The organism is Streptomyces sp. NPDC002669 (assembly GCF_042889165.1).
GTDB lineage: Bacteria > Actinomycetota > Actinomycetes > Streptomycetales > Streptomycetaceae > Streptomyces.
In genome coordinates this window covers 1-13,448 of the sequence record NZ_JBIAQQ010000016.1, presented here as the reverse complement: position 1 = coordinate 13,448, position 13,448 = coordinate 1, and the positions used below count along the sequence as shown (strand labels likewise).

Sequence of the window (13,448 nt, the reverse complement as noted above, 5' to 3'; positions counted from 1 at the left end):
CGCCGCCAACTACCCTTGCCCGCATGGACATTCTGGGAACCACGCTGCGCATCTGCGTCGACGACCTGGAGGCCGCCGTGGCCTTCTACGAGGATCTCACCGGCAGTTCGGCACTGCGCTTCGAGCGCGGCGGGGTCTCGGTCGCCGCGATCAGTTGCTTCCTCCTGATGAGCGGCCCGGAGTCGGAGCTGGAGATCCTGCGCAAGGTGACGGCGACGATCGCGGTCAAGGACGTCGACGCCGCCCACGCCGCCCTCTCCCGGGTCGGGGCCCGCGTGCTCGCCGGGCCGGTGCCGACGCCGGTGGGCCGCAATCTGATCGCCGTGCACCCGGACGGTTCGGTCTTCGAGTACGTCGACCGCACCCTGTCGTCCGGCCCGGTCGACTGAGCCCCGGACCGGACCGGACGGGCGTCAACGCGTGGGACGCATCCGGTAGTCGTACCTCTCCGGCAGCGGGTCGTCCGTGATCAGGGCCCACACCTCGCCGAGGATCTCCGCGCCCTCCCGCAGGTCCGCGACCTCGAAGCCCTCGTCGAAGACGGACCGGGCGCCCGCCCGGTCCCCCTCGGCGAGCAGCAACCGGGCCTCCAGCAGACGGAAGCGGCCGCGCCGCCGGATCTCCGGGCCCAGCGCGGCCCATACGGCCCTGGCCCCTTCGGGGCGCCCGGCCGCCAGCAGCGCCTCCATCGCCTCGCGGCCCAGCGCCGCCTCGGCGGCCGTCCGCTCCCCGTCGTCGTGGCGCCGCGCGCACAGGTCGTCGAACGCCTCGGCGTAGAGGTCCGCGGCCCGGCTCCGCCGGCCGCCCTCCCCGGCCGCGACGGCCAGGCACCGCAGCAGCGGCCAGCGGGACGGGGCGAGCGTCAGCCCGCGTTCCCAGCTGCGCACGGCCTGGGCGCGGTCGCCCGCGTGCCACTGGGCGACGCCGAGGTGGTACTCGGTGAGGGGGTCGGGGGGCGCCGTCTCCAACATGTCGCGCCAGGGCGGGGAGACCAGGGAGGGGCCCGGCGGCTTCGCCCCGAGCGGTTCGGTGAAGGTGCCCTGCTCCAGCAACTCCAGCCAGGGGCGCTGCGGTTCGCCGAGGGTGGTGCCGGCGAACGGGGTGCCGGGCAGTTCGTACCCGCCGCGCCGGACCTCCAGGGCGCCCCAGCCGGAACCGGTGGCGAGCGACTCACCGGGTTCGGTGTCGGCGAACGGGCGCCAGGCGGCGTACGCGGCCTCGACGTCGGCGCGCGGCAGCGCCCGGTCCAGCCGCCGTTCCGTCTCCGTACGGGCCGCCGCCCAGTCGTCGCCGTGCACGGCGCGGGGGTCCGCGGACAGCGGCCCGTACGCCTCCAGCCAGCTGAACTCCTCCCCCGGTTCGAGGGGGACGTGTTCCAGCTGGGTGCGGGCGAGGCCGGCCTGGATCTCGGCGTAGCCGGGGGTGCCGGGTTCGGTGAGCCATTCCTGCCAGCGCCGGCCGCCCGTGCCTCCGCCCCAGAGGAACAGTTTCCGGCCGCGCAGCAGATCGGTCGACGTCTGGACGAGTCCGTGGCCGTCCCCGTCGAGGGAGGCGATCCAGCGGCGGGCCCCGTCGGGCACCTCGTAGAAGTAGTCGGCGGGGAAGTCGCCGCGCGTCGGGTACGTACGGTCGACGGAGCCGGACACCGGGACCGGGACCCGGGTCAGGGCGTGCTCGTACCCGAAGTGCCACGCCTCGTCGGCGGGGGCCAGGACGCGGGTGCGTCCGCCCTCGGGCACGGCGGTGTTGGACCACCAGTAGACGGGGGCGGTGTGCTCGTGCGGATTGCGTATCCGTACGCCGACGTGGAGGAAGTCGGAGTCGTCGGGCAGCCACAGGTCCACCTGGAACGGCAGGTCGCGCAGCCGTTCCCACTCCCAGAGGCGGAGCATCTCGCCGCCGTCGGGCGCGGGCACCCGGGCGGCGTGCAGCGGGGCGCAGGACAGGGTGGTGTGGCCGGTGGCGCCGATGTTCCACTCGATGCCGCCGGAGAACCAGGCGCCGTTGAGCGCGAAGTCGGCCGGTTGCAGCACGGGGTTGGTGTAGAGGAGTTCGCGGCCGGTCGGTTTGTGGTGGAGGGAGTGGACGCGACCGCCGAGCCCGGGCAGGACGGTGGCCCGCAGCCGGTCGTTCTCGATGACGATCACGTCCAGGCCGGTGGGGACGCGCTCGCGCCCGTAACCGTCCAGGACGCGCGTCGGCAGCACGGTGGCCGGCTGCGCGCAGCCGATCTGGCGGGCCATGTCGCGCGGCAGCGCGGCCCGGGTGCGTTCGTCGACGGCATGGGTCCGGTCGAGCGGCCGCAGGGCGGGCAGTGGATTCTCCGGGCCCAGTGGTGCGGCGGGCAGAGTCAGTACGGCACGTCGTACGGTCGTGGCCAAGGCAACCTCGCTCCCTCGCGCGGGCCGCCGCGGGTCCGGGCGTCCCGATGACCATGGAACACGCTGGACAACGCCCCGGCCAGGGGCTCCACCGTCAGACTTCCGCAAAGGGAACGGGCGGCGCACCGCCCCGGCCCGCCCCGCGCGGCAACAATCCGGGCGCGCCCGGCCCCGTGCCGCCGTACCCTTGGCCCTTCACGGCCCACGAGCGGTGGCCGATGCGGCCCGTACGGGAAAAGAACGCGGAGCGGAACACGATGAGCGCGCAGCACACCTACCGAGTGATCGTCCGGGGCACCTGGGACGGCCTGACGGACGAGGCACGTGCCCGGCTGCTGGCCGAGGTGGACGAACACGGGCTGAGCGCCATGCAGTTCACCGAGGAGGGCTCGCTCGCGTACGACCGGGTGCTCAAGCACTTCAGCTTCCGCTACGTGGTCGTGTCCGCCGCCGCGGACGGCGAGGAGATGGCGGGGGCCATCGCCGAGGACCGTGCGGAGACCTACCTCCGGGAGCGCGGATGCGGTCACGGCGAACTGCGCTCCACGGTGACGGACATGGACACCATGAAGATCAACTACAAGGGACGGCGCGGCTCCGGAGCCGCGTGACGGCGGGCTGCCGCACCGGCTTCGCGTACGCCCTCGCGTCCGGCCCCGACGATCCCGGCTTCCTCCCCTTCCTCCTTCCCTCCGCACGGCAGTCACTGTCCGGGTAGCGCCCCGTCTCCACCCCTTCGGCCGCTACCGTAAGGACACGCCGTGTTGCCCACGGTCACCCCAGGAGGAACCTGTGTCATCACTCTGCGACCCCGCTCACGCCCCGGTCGGCGATGTGGGTATGGCGATCATGGCGATCGACTCCCGGCTCAAGGCCATCCACGGCACCCCGTCCGGACCCGACTCGGAACAGCAGCAGTTGACGGACCGGCTCGCCGCGTCGCTGAGCCCCGAGGAAGTCGATGACGTGGTGGACGGCATGTGCACCCTCGTCTACGTCTTCATGCGGTGGCTGCGGGTGACCTACGAGGAGCACGACAAGGACGTCATCGAGTACGTGGTGCCGGGGTTCGTGGCCTCGATGCGGATGATGCCCAGGAGCATCCCTCCCGAGACGATTCCCACCATGACCGGCCTGGTGGTCGCGGCCGGCACCGGTCTGAGCCCCAACCTGTGGCGCAAGCAGTACGGGGACTGGACGGAGAACGAGATGAGCCCCCTGGAGGCCACGGCCCTGCTGCTCGCGGAACACATCAACCGGCTCACCGACGACCGCGACTTCGCCACCCGCATGGTCACCGAAGCCCTGTCCGCGACGGACCCGGACTGACGCACAACGCCCCGGCCCGGGTCGCTCCCCCGCCGTCGAGGGCCCGGTCGCCGGTGGATCAATCGCGGGAATCGCCGAACAGGAGGCGATACGCGATCAGCAGAACGAGGGAACCCCCGATGGCCGCGCCCCAGGTGGCGAGGTCGAAGAACTGGTTCTGTACGGGGCGGTCGAGGAGCTTCGCGGAGAGCCAGCCCCCGATGAAGGCACCGGCGATGCCGATGAGGGTGGTGCCGATGAGGCCGCCCGGGTCACGTCCGGGCAGGAGGAGCTTGGCGACGGCTCCGGCCAGGAGGCCGAGGACGATCCAACCGATGATGCCCATGGGGCGGGTTTCCTTCCGGTGCGGGGATGTTGACGATGACGGCCCGTCGGCATGCCCCGCCGGTTGAGGGGGCAGGGCCCGAGCGGGGTCAGGTCCGAGGGGTGCCGTTGTCGGGCCGCGGGGCGGGAGGGCCGGTGACGTCGCCGGGGGCGGCCCGGACGACCTGCGGGCCGGCGTGGCCGGGGGACGGCGCGCCCGCCGCGGCAGAGGGGTCCGATGCCTGATCGGACTTCATCGCCTTGGCCTCGCTCTTGAGGATGCGGGCCGACTTGCCCATGGAACGGGCGAGTTCGGGCAGTTTTTTGGCACCGAAGATCAGTATGACGACGATGAGCAGGATGGCGAGTTCGCTGATGCCGAGCATGGGCGTCCGTCTTCTTCTTCCCGATGGCAGGTGACGAGGCGGTCAGGTCGGAACGGCCGGGTCAGAGGTGACCGGCGATGGCCGGCATCAGGTCCTGGAACGTACGGCCGTTGACCGATTCCCCGATGGCGGACATGCTCCATCCACCGCCCACGCGGTGGACCTTGGCCATGACCTGAGCGGTGTGGGCCCCTCCGCCGGAGAGGGTGTAGCGGGCGAGCTCCCGGCCGCTGTTCTCGTCGACGAGGCGGCAGAAGGCGTTCTCCACCTCCGCGAAGGTCTGGCCGGTGAAGCAGTTGACCGTGAAGACGATCTGGTCCACGTGGGCGGGGAGACGTGCCAGATCCACGAGGATCGACTCGTCGTCGCCGCCCTGCCCCACACCGCCGACGAGGTTGTCGCCGGTGTGACGGACCGAACCGTCGTCGCTGACCAGATGCTGGAAGAAGACGACGTCCACCGGCTCCCGGCCGGCGAAGAGCACCGCGGACGCGTCGAGGTCGATCTCCTTGGCCGCGAACCTGGCGAGGAAACCCTTGCGGGGCGCGGCCTGCCAGCCCAGGCCCATGCGCACGACGTCCAGCTTCCCGCCGTCCCCCTTGTCCAGGCCGACCCGCTGCCCCTTGGTCAGTGTGACTCCCACCGTGCTCCTCCTCCAGAGCCGAGGCGTGTCGGCTCGATGCCGCGTCGCCGGTTCCCGCAAAATCTACAACACTGTAGAAGTTACGGGCGGAACACACCCGGTGCCGGAGAAGGGAACGGCGGGACCGGAGGAGGAAAATCTACAACGATGTAGATGACGGGGTGGCCGGGTGGCAGGTCAGTACGATGAACCGGCCCCAGCGGCAGGCGGGGCAGGAAGGCGGGAGACCGACGGCATGACGGACCACAACAGCGAGCACACGACGCGCCGACGCGGCCAGGGGGAACTGGAGACGCAGGTGCTTGCCGCGCTGCGCCAGGCACCCGAGCCGGTCACCGCGGCCTGGGTCCAGGAACGCCTCGGTGCGGGGCTGGCCTACACCACGGTGATGACCATCCTCACCCGGCTGCAGGTCAAGGGCGCGGTGGTGCGCGAGCGCACCGGCCGCTCCTTCAAGTGGACGGCGGTCGCCGACGAGGCCGGTCTCGCCGCCCTGCGGATGCGGAAGGTCCTGGACTCCGGGGCGGACCGCGAAGCCGTGCTGGCGAGTTTCGTGACCACGCTCTCGCCCGGCGACGAGCGGCTGCTGCGAGACCTGCTGGCGAAACCGTCGGCGGAGGAGGAAGAGTAGCCACATGGGGGTCTTCGTCTTCCTTCCTCTGGTACTGCCCTTGACGGCATGGCCGATCGCCCGTCTCGCCGAGCAGCACCTGCACCCCAGAACCGCAACCTGGTTGCTGACGGGTGCCGCCGCCGTGCTCGCGGTGTGCAGCACGCTGTGCCTGGCCCTGCTGATGGTGGTCGGCACCGCGCAGTTGCCCGGCAACCCGCTCCCGGACGGCTGGTCGGACCCGGAGGTGCGCAAAGCCGTTCCCTACGACGAGGTGGCCGGCCGCGCCGCCATTCCGGCCCTGCTCGCCGTGCTCGCCGCGTGCGCGCAGGCCGTGTGGCGGCACCATCGGGTACGGCGGCGGGCCGAGCACGCCCTGGCGGGCCTGCCCAGCACATCCGTGGCGGTCCTCCCCGACCACGTGCCGTACGCCTACGCCCTGCCCGGCAGGCGGAACAGGATCGTCGTCACCACCGGGATGCTGGCCGGACTGGACGGACCCGAGCGACGGGCCCTGTTCGCCCACGAGCGGGCCCATCTGACCCGCCGCCACCACCGCTTCCTGCTCACCGTGCAGCTCGCGGCGCGCGCGAACCCGTTCCTGCGCCCGCTGCGCACCGCCGTGGCCTACTCCGCGGAGCGATGGGCGGACGAGGAGGCGGCACTCGCGGTCGGCAGCCGCCGGACCGTGGCCGTGGCGGTCGGCAAGTCCGCCCTGTTCTCCCAGGGCGCGCCCGTGGCGACGCTCGCCCACTTCGCCGCCGCGGGGCCGGTGCCGCGGCGGGTCGCGGCCCTGCTCGGACCGGCTCCCACCACGCGGGTCTGGCCGCCGGTGTTCACCACCGTCGGGCTGGCCGCCTGGGGGGCCGCGGCGGGCGCGGCCGTGTCGGCGCTGTCATCGGCGAACGCGGCGCTCACGCTCGTCCTCATCCTGCAGGCGGCCACCCCCATCTGACCGTTCGGGGCGAGGGGACGTCACCCCCTCGCCCCGGACGACCGGTCAGGAGCGGGAATCGAACCGCTCCGAAGCGGCGGCGATCGTCCACAACACGCCGAACGAGTCGAGCGGACGCCTGAGCACCACGAGGCGCCCACTCCTCCAAACCGCGTGTGTGGTTCAGCACTTCAGGCCGTATACCCTCAGACCATCTACATTCATGTAGAAGCACGGGGCGGGAGGGCCGCGCCGGAACGAGCCGGAGCCGAGCGGGGCGCGCAGATTCGGACAGCGCGCACCACCGCCGGCCGGAGAGGGGTACGCGCAGGTGACGGCGGACGACAAAGACGCCCCCGGGGGCGCACCCGGCGAGGTCCTGGAACAGACGGCTGCGACCTTCGGACTCCTGGCCTCCCCGGCGCGCCTGCGCATCCTCCAGGCCCTGGCGCAGGGGGAAACCAACGTGACGACCCTCTTGGACCGGATCGGCGGGGCGCCCTCCACCATCAGTCAGCACCTCGCCGCCCTCAAGAGGGCCGGGCTCGTCGGCTCCCGCAGGGACGGGCGGCGCCAGGTGTACTTCATCGAAGCCCCCGCCGCCCTCACCGTGATACGGCTCGTGGCCGAACAGCTCTCCGCGCGACCCGCACCGGCCGTCGCTCCCCACCGGAACGCCCCCTGAGCGCAGAGCGCCCGCACCGCGACGCGCCGGCTCCGCCGGCCTCAGGGGCTCGCCGGATCGAAGCCGTAGCGCAGCCCCTCGGCCTCACAGCCGTTTCGCCGGTAGACGTAGAGGGCGGCCGCACGCACATGACCGTGCGGGGGCTCCGTCTCGCACGGACGGGTCACCTGAATCACATCGGGCCGCCCTGCCACACGGACACGCACGCCGTCGGCGGGCCCACCGTCGAGCAGGGCGATTTCCCATCCGGTCTCATCGATCGGCACGGTCGACACCTCGGAGGTCAGAAGGATCGCGGTCTTTCCGGCGCGTGTCCGCCGACCGGCCCTCGACCGCAGCGGCGCCCCCCGCCGGGCGGAGGGCGCCGATGACGGCCGGCCGGGCTACTTCGGGGCGACGTCGAGCGCGGCGAGCGCCTGGGCCCAGCGCGCGTACTTCAGTTCCGCGAGGTCGGAGACCGTCTTGACCCCGAAGGCTTCCTGAAGGAGTTCGCCGTCCCGGTCGGACACCCCCTTGAGCGCGGCGACCGGGGCCGCGAGGATCTCGGGCAGAGCCTTGTCCGCCCACGCCTTGTCCAGCACCTTGTCCAGGTCGATCGAAGCCATGACACCCTCCCAGAAGCAACGGACGAGCACGGGGAACCAGAGCACGCGCACCCCGCCCCGCACCTTCTACACAACTGTAGAAGAATAGCGGTGGCCGCCTCAACCACGGCACTCCACAAGGGGGTTCGAACACGCCGTCCGGAACGAGCGGGTGGGAACCGCCCGGCTCTCCGTACGGCGTCGGCCCCCGGAGCGCGTGCTCCGGGGGCCGGCATCGGTGCCTGCGGTCCGTCGGCGGGCAGCGCCTGCCGGGAGGGCCGGGTTGCGCCTGCCGGGGGGCCGGGTTGCGCTCCGGGCCTTTGGGACCGGGCGGGTCTACCGCTGCCCGTTCTTCTTTCCGGGCTCACCGGGCTTGTTGGTGAGGGTGACCTCCAGCGGATTGTCCTTGCAGTTGCGTGTGGTGACCTCCAGCGGGGTGACGGGGTTCTCGGGCTTCAGGTACCCCTCGGGGACATCGGTCTCGAACAGGTAGTAGGAGCCGACCTGGATGCGTGTGAACGTGCACGTGCCGCGGGAGTCGGTCGCGCAGCCGACGTCGACCCGGGTGTCGCGGTCGCCTCCGGTGCGCTGGAGGCCGGGCCTGCCGTTGCTCTCCCGCCACAGCTGGAAGACGGCGCCGGGCACCACCTCGCCGGTACGGCTGTCCTTCTTGGTGAGGATGATGCGCGTCGGCTCGACGAACCCGAAGTCGATGTCGTGGTCGTTCTCGCCGGGGCCGCCCGCGGTGAAGCCGTAGAAGGGGTACGCGTCCTCACCCGGGCCGGTCCTGCCCTTGGAGTTGGCCGCCGTGTCGCCCTGGTCGAACTGGGTGGGCATCCAGCCGTCGAGCGGGCCTCCCGGCCCGTAGTCGGCCGGGTTGTCCATCCGTACCACGTACTCGCGTCCGGCGACCCAGTCCTCCGGCTCGACGTTCTTGACCAGGGCGGAGTCGAAGTAGTACTCGCCCCGGGCGTTGGTCCTCGTCGTCGCGATCTTCTTGCCGGTGCGGTCGTAGAGGTTGACCGTGGCGCCCACGACCGGCTTCTCGTCCGGGTCCTGCCGGCCGTCCTTCATGTTCTTGCCGTTGTCGTACCAGACGCGGTTGCCGATCTGGAACGGCGCCTCGTCGCACAGCACTTCGAGGTCGCCCAGGCCACCGGCCTTGCCGAACGAGTTGGTCAGCTGGTTGCCCATGCCCGCGGCGACGGTGCCGTCCGCACGGCCGAAGAAGCCCGTGCCCGAGGTGTGGACGACGTCGACCGGGTCGTACACCCCGGAGGCGAGGGTCCCCTCGGCCTTGGACAGCGCCACGCCGCCGAGGGCCGTCTCCTGGTGGTAGCCGCCCAGCCGGAAGTCGCCGGGGTAGAACTCCTTGACGTCCGCCGCCTGGTTCCCGCTGTTGGCGGGGGTGGCGTTGTCGGGGCAGCCACCGTTGGCGTCCAGGACGAACACGGCGCCCCGCCGGCACGCGCGGTTGAGGTCACCGCCCGCGAAGGTCTGCACGGTGCGCGGGCTGTCCGCCTCGTACGCGATGAAGCTGCCGTACTGGTCGGCGTAGCGGTCACGGAAGCCGAGGATCAGCGCTCCGTCGGTGTCCACCACGATGTCCGACAGCAGCGGTGCCGGGTTCGGCACCTCCCGGCCGCCCGCCTGGGCGGACTTGCAGTCCACTCCGTCCTGGGTGTCCGGGACGGTGGTGCGCCAGGGGTACCACTTGTCGCCGTAGCAGGGACCGGGGCCGTTCACCCTGCCCCGGGGGTAGGTGAGCTTCTGGTCCATCACCGTGCCGGTGAAGGTGCCGGAGCCGGGCGCGAAGGTCCGGACGACCGCCCGCAGGTCGTCGCGGTTCTGCGTGGACTCGCCGGAGCAGACACCTCCGACGTAGACGGTGCCGTCCTGGATGCCGAGGCCGAAGGGGCGCCAGTCGCCCGCGGAGGAGCACCCCGGGTCGGGGATCGGGTAGGACGCCTCGGGCGCGGACGCGGTCTTCTCGGTGGCGTCGTAGCGGTAGAGCTTCTTGTCCTTGAGGTTGACGACGTACAGGTCCTTGCCGTCCTCGCTCACGTCGACGTCGCCCAGCGACTCCTTGCCCACCGCGGTGCGGAAGGCGAGGTCCATGTCGGTGCCGGCGTCGTGGGGGGTGCTGCCGGCGTCCGGCACGGTGGTGAACCGGCTCAGCTCTCCCGTGTTCCGGTCGCTCAGGTAGATCGCGCCGGGGCCTCCGGGCCCGTAGTTCGCGCCGCGCTTGGCGAAGGCGGACGAGAAGATCCACTTCTTCTGCTTGCTGTAACCGATGCCCCACAGGGACCCGGTCTGCGCCTTGGTGGAGAGGTCCGTGGTCTCCGCGTCGTTGCCGCGCGCGTTGTAGGGGTGGGAGACCAGGGTCCGTGCCGTCCCCGGGTCGCTCATTCCCGGTACGTCGCTCTTGATGCAGGCGGTGACCAGGTCGGCGTTCTTCCGGCAGTAGTCGCCGGGGTTCCAGAACGAGGTGGTCACCTCGGCGTTCCTGCCGCCGGCCAGGTCGACGAACTCGACGTCGGACGACAGGGTCCTCGGGTCGCCCGGGTCGCCCTTGGGCAGGGCGAACCCGGGGAAGAGGACTCCCGGCGCGGGGTTCTTGACCTCGACGCGGTACTTGCCGCCCGTGAGCCGGTCGCCCGGCACCAGGCGTACCGTGCCGTCCGCTTCGGTGGTGCCGGTCACGGAGGCGCCCGCGGTGTCGGTGAGCACCACCTTCACTCCGCCCAGTCCGGGCTCCAGGACGTCGTCCCATTTGCCGTTCGCGTTCACCTCGCGCACCACACGTACCGTCAGGCTGCCGTCCCCGGCGTCGGCGACCGCCGCCGGGGCGGCGGGCAGCACGGCGGTGACCGCGACGCTCGCCGACAGCGCTGCCAACCCTCCGGCCCGGGCAGCGGCTCTGCCCTTCTTCGTTGTCACACGTCAGCCCTTCTGTGGTTTCACGAAACAACGGATAGGTGCCGTATATAAGCGGAAAATAAATCGCCACTCAATCAAGCCCCGAGGAAAGGAAAAAGAAGAACCCGGAAGGCCGACGAGCCGAAACGATTCAGGAATTCCGCCGGTTGCCGAAGCGTCGCAGATCAGCCGGGGTTCCGCGAGGCGGTGGAAACCCGTGCGGCCGCCTTTCCCTCGTGCCCCGGAGTACTGACACCTCGCCGCATGAGGTAGGGGCACTCTCCCTCCGCCCCGGCCACCGCCCTCCGCAGTGCGGTTCACCTCGTGTTTCAGGGGTCACCCCGCACTCCGCCGTACGCCCCGGGCCCCCGGCCCCGGAGCACTTTCGCTCCGCGACGGGACATTCCGATATCAAGAAATCCGACCCGCCCCTCAAAGGCTCCGGGAATTGTCCGACGGTTCCGGAGACGGACCCGCCATGACACCCCCTCGCGGAACCTCTTGCCAACCGTCGGCCTCCCGCCGCCCCTTGACCGGAATTCTCGGGACCCCAACGGCGTACTCCACGTGGCGGGTGAGGGGCCGTCACGGATAATTGAAGAGGGAAGCCGGGCACGGTGCCCCCGCGACCGGCGACCGACTATCAGGGAGATGACGTGACCGTTGGATTCGCGAGGGAACTCCGTTCCCTCTGCGCCCTCCTCGCCCTCGCCGCCGGAGGCTCCGCGGTCGGCCTGTACGCCGCCCCCGCGTCGCACGCGGCAGCGGCACCCGGCCGGGGCGAACCCCCCGCGGTCGAATGCGACGCGGAGACCGGCCCCTACCAGTGGCAGTTGGAGAAGAAGCTCGGCCTCCCGCAGGACGGCAGGATGTCCGGGGAGGACTGCCTCGCCATCAAGGAACTGCAGGAGCGCATCGGCACCACGCCCGTCGACGGCGCGGCCGACCTGCGCACGTACCGGATGCTGCTGGTGTTCGAGGTGCGCGAGAACCCCAACGCGGCCAAGGAGTGCCCGGTCAAGTCCTACCGCGTGACCTGCGTCGATCTGTCGCGGCAGATCCTGTGGGTGCAGAAGGAGGACAAGGTGATCTTCGCGCCCGTCCCCATCCGCAGCGGCCGGCCCGGACTCGAAACACGCACTGGATGGCAGCGCGTCTACCAGAAGAACAAGACCTTCTTCTCCACGATCTACGACAACGCCCCCATGCCCTACTCCCAGTTCTTCAACGGCGGCCAGGCACTCCACGGCACCGAGGTGGACCTGTTCCAGTCCGGCTCGGCCGGTTGCGTCAACATGTACGTGAAGGACGCGAAGCGGCTGTTCGATCTGCTGGAGATCGGGGACCGGCTCTACATCTACGGCAGCAAGAAGCCCATTCGCGCGCTGGAGAGCACCGCCACGAAGAACGACGACCAGTTGGTGCGGGAAGGGTTCGGCTCCGACGGAATTCCGGCCCTCGGCCCGGAGCAACTGGACTGATCCCGGGGCCGTGCGGGGCTCTTACCTCCCGCCGCACGGCGGGAGGACGCGTCACGCGGAGACACCGGCGGGCGCGGACATCACCCTCCTCACCGCACGGCCGTGACCCCTTCACGGCCGTGCGGTGGTCTTCCGGCCGGTCCCGCGCGGCGGTCTCCCGGTGGCGGTCCCGTGCGAGGGGCCGGCCCGCGTCCCGCGACGGTTCAGGGCCGCGGGGCGTCGGGGCCTTCCGGCCAGGGCCGGGTGGGGACGCGCAGGCCGGCCGGTGCGGGGGCGAAGTCCAGGCGGGCCGGATCCGGCAACGGCGCGAGGCGGGCCTCCATGCGGGCGAGCCGTCCTTCGCCATCGACCCAGTACGTCAGCGGTGAACGGCCGTCACGTGCGCCGCCACTGCGCCTGGGGCCGGAGAACACCGCGTAGGCGGTGCCGCCGAGGGTCTCCTCGCGCAGGTGCTGCGGGCCCGACTGGGCCAGCAGTTGGGGGTTCTCGGGGCGGTCGGCCGCCAGCGACATCATCAGGCGCAGCGCGCTGTCGAGCGGGTCCCCGGTGTAGACGCGGGGCGACCAGGAGCGCGGCTTCGCGGCGGCGGCCGCCTTCACGATCGCCGCCACGTCGTCGGCGCCGTGCGCGGAGGCGGATGCGGATGCAGGTTCGGGGACGGGGTCGGAGAGGACGGCGAGTCCGGCGGCGTCCCAGGCGATCATCCCGGACTCCGTGCCGCCGGCACGGGTCGCGGCGTACCGGCCGACGGCGTGCCGTGCGCGGTAGTCGACCAGGCCGTGCACCGTCGTGGTGCCCCCGCCGTCCTTGACGGTGGCCTCGACCTTCACGGTTCCGGCCTCGTACATGGTGAAGCGGGCCAACGCCAGCCGCTGGGCCTCGTCGAGGGTGACGGGGCGCGGCCCTTCCTGTTTCGACAGGACCATGAACGCCGTGGCGCCGATGAGTCCGAGTCCGGCGAGGGCGAGCAGGACGATGCGCAGCTTCTTCGACGGGACGGTCCGCCGAGGACGGGTGAGTACGGGCACCAGGGGTTCTCCGGATCGGCTGAGGGAGGGGAAGCGGGGGTGGACAAGGGGCGGCAGGCCGTGCGGACGCCGGACCGGGGTGTGTTCAGTCGGTGGTGGGTGGCGGGAGGGGGTAGTGGTGGGGGTCGACGGGGCCGGGGAGGTGGGTGGCGGGGCGGGCCGGGG

15 protein-coding genes are annotated in these 13,448 nt (G+C 71.6%); 7 read left to right on the top strand and 8 right to left on the bottom strand.

Going from position 1 to position 13,448, the window contains the following annotated elements; genetic code table 11:
* Positions 1 to 23: 23 nt before the first annotated feature.
* Positions 24 to 389, top strand: coding sequence for a VOC family protein (locus ACFYW1_RS23055; RefSeq protein WP_388996175.1), 366 nt, complete (start codon positions 24 to 26; stop codon positions 387 to 389).
* Positions 390 to 413: 24 nt separating this feature from the next.
* On the opposite strand, the gene ACFYW1_RS23050 is transcribed toward ACFYW1_RS23055, so the two are convergent.
* Positions 414 to 2,381 (bottom strand): DUF5107 domain-containing protein, encoded by a 1,968-nt coding sequence (locus ACFYW1_RS23050; protein ID WP_388996172.1) that lies wholly within the window; start codon positions 2,379 to 2,381, stop codon positions 414 to 416.
* A 257-nt stretch (positions 2,382 to 2,638) separates the two neighbouring features.
* Between ACFYW1_RS23050 and ACFYW1_RS23045 the strand changes: the two genes are divergently transcribed.
* Together ACFYW1_RS23045 and ACFYW1_RS23040 are read left to right on the top strand one after the other, a co-directional pair.
* On the top strand, positions 2,639 to 2,992 hold the full coding sequence (locus ACFYW1_RS23045) for a DUF6204 family protein (RefSeq protein WP_388996168.1): 354 nt from the start codon (positions 2,639 to 2,641) through the stop codon (positions 2,990 to 2,992).
* Positions 2,993 to 3,173: 181 nt separating this feature from the next.
* The gene (locus tag ACFYW1_RS23040) at positions 3,174 to 3,710 is read left to right on the top strand and encodes a hypothetical protein (protein ID WP_388996166.1); all 537 of its coding nucleotides are present in this window, start codon (positions 3,174 to 3,176) and stop codon (positions 3,708 to 3,710) included.
* 58 nt (positions 3,711 to 3,768) lie between these two features.
* Here the strand turns inward: ACFYW1_RS23040 and ACFYW1_RS23035 are convergent, their stop codons facing one another.
* From ACFYW1_RS23035 to ACFYW1_RS23025, 3 genes are all read right to left on the bottom strand, one after another.
* On the bottom strand, positions 3,769 to 4,035 hold the full coding sequence (locus ACFYW1_RS23035; RefSeq protein ID WP_388996163.1) for a GlsB/YeaQ/YmgE family stress response membrane protein: 267 nt from the start codon (positions 4,033 to 4,035) through the stop codon (positions 3,769 to 3,771).
* 88 nt (positions 4,036 to 4,123) lie between these two features.
* Positions 4,124 to 4,399 (bottom strand): Sec-independent protein translocase subunit TatA, encoded by a 276-nt coding sequence (tatA, locus tag ACFYW1_RS23030; protein ID WP_388996160.1) that lies wholly within the window; start codon positions 4,397 to 4,399, stop codon positions 4,124 to 4,126.
* A 61-nt stretch (positions 4,400 to 4,460) separates the two neighbouring features.
* Positions 4,461 to 5,042 (bottom strand): TerD family protein, encoded by a 582-nt coding sequence (locus ACFYW1_RS23025; RefSeq protein WP_388996157.1) that lies wholly within the window; start codon positions 5,040 to 5,042, stop codon positions 4,461 to 4,463.
* Positions 5,043 to 5,277: 235 nt separating this feature from the next.
* On the opposite strand from ACFYW1_RS23025, the gene ACFYW1_RS23020 reads away from it, so the two are divergent.
* From ACFYW1_RS23020 to ACFYW1_RS23010, 3 genes are all read left to right on the top strand, one after another.
* Positions 5,278 to 5,673 (top strand): BlaI/MecI/CopY family transcriptional regulator, encoded by a 396-nt coding sequence (locus ACFYW1_RS23020; RefSeq protein ID WP_388996154.1) that lies wholly within the window; start codon positions 5,278 to 5,280, stop codon positions 5,671 to 5,673.
* A gap of 4 nt (positions 5,674 to 5,677) precedes the next feature.
* Complete coding sequence (locus ACFYW1_RS23015; protein WP_388996151.1) at positions 5,678 to 6,607, top strand: M56 family metallopeptidase; 930 nt, start codon at positions 5,678 to 5,680, stop codon at positions 6,605 to 6,607.
* A gap of 310 nt (positions 6,608 to 6,917) precedes the next feature.
* Positions 6,918 to 7,271: an ArsR/SmtB family transcription factor gene (locus ACFYW1_RS23010; RefSeq protein ID WP_388996148.1), complete on the top strand. Its 354-nt coding sequence runs from the start codon at positions 6,918 to 6,920 to the stop codon at positions 7,269 to 7,271.
* Positions 7,272 to 7,312: 41 nt separating this feature from the next.
* On the opposite strand, the gene ACFYW1_RS23005 is transcribed toward ACFYW1_RS23010, so the two are convergent.
* From ACFYW1_RS23005 to ACFYW1_RS22995, 3 genes are all read right to left on the bottom strand, one after another.
* Positions 7,313 to 7,537, bottom strand: a complete 225-nt coding sequence (locus ACFYW1_RS23005) for a hypothetical protein (protein ID WP_388996145.1) — start codon at positions 7,535 to 7,537, stop codon at positions 7,313 to 7,315.
* 117 nt (positions 7,538 to 7,654) lie between these two features.
* Positions 7,655 to 7,876: a hypothetical protein gene (locus ACFYW1_RS23000; RefSeq protein ID WP_388996142.1), complete on the bottom strand. Its 222-nt coding sequence runs from the start codon at positions 7,874 to 7,876 to the stop codon at positions 7,655 to 7,657.
* 315 nt (positions 7,877 to 8,191) lie between these two features.
* A complete protein-coding gene (locus tag ACFYW1_RS22995) occupies positions 8,192 to 10,795 on the bottom strand; it encodes an SdrD B-like domain-containing protein (protein WP_388996139.1) in 2,604 nt (867 codons plus the stop codon).
* A 635-nt stretch (positions 10,796 to 11,430) separates the two neighbouring features.
* Here ACFYW1_RS22995 and ACFYW1_RS22990 point away from each other — a divergent pair.
* Positions 11,431 to 12,255 (top strand): L,D-transpeptidase, encoded by an 825-nt coding sequence (locus ACFYW1_RS22990; protein WP_388996136.1) that lies wholly within the window; start codon positions 11,431 to 11,433, stop codon positions 12,253 to 12,255.
* Between the two features lie 203 nt (positions 12,256 to 12,458).
* Here the strand turns inward: ACFYW1_RS22990 and ACFYW1_RS22985 are convergent, their stop codons facing one another.
* Positions 12,459 to 13,283, bottom strand: a complete 825-nt coding sequence (locus ACFYW1_RS22985; RefSeq protein WP_388996133.1) for a hypothetical protein — start codon at positions 13,281 to 13,283, stop codon at positions 12,459 to 12,461.
* Positions 13,284 to 13,448: the final 165 nt, after the last annotated feature.

What these genes read in the sequence shown, in the direction of transcription:
- ACFYW1_RS23045 (WP_388996168.1), top strand. Translation starts at nt 2,639, where the DNA reads ATGAGCGCGCAGCACACCTACCGAGTGATCGTCCGGGGCACCTGGGAC.
- ACFYW1_RS23000 (WP_388996142.1), bottom strand. Translation starts at nt 7,876, where the DNA reads ATGGCTTCGATCGACCTGGACAAGGTGCTGGACAAGGCGTGGGCGGAC.
- tatA (WP_388996160.1), bottom strand. Translation starts at nt 4,399, where the DNA reads ATGCTCGGCATCAGCGAACTCGCCATCCTGCTCATCGTCGTCATACTG.
- ACFYW1_RS23035 (WP_388996163.1), bottom strand. Translation starts at nt 4,035, where the DNA reads ATGGGCATCATCGGTTGGATCGTCCTCGGCCTCCTGGCCGGAGCCGTC.
- ACFYW1_RS23055 (WP_388996175.1), top strand. Translation starts at nt 24, where the DNA reads ATGGACATTCTGGGAACCACGCTGCGCATCTGCGTCGACGACCTGGAG.
- ACFYW1_RS23015 (WP_388996151.1), top strand. Translation starts at nt 5,678, where the DNA reads ATGGGGGTCTTCGTCTTCCTTCCTCTGGTACTGCCCTTGACGGCATGG.
- ACFYW1_RS23020 (WP_388996154.1), top strand. Translation starts at nt 5,278, where the DNA reads ATGACGGACCACAACAGCGAGCACACGACGCGCCGACGCGGCCAGGGG.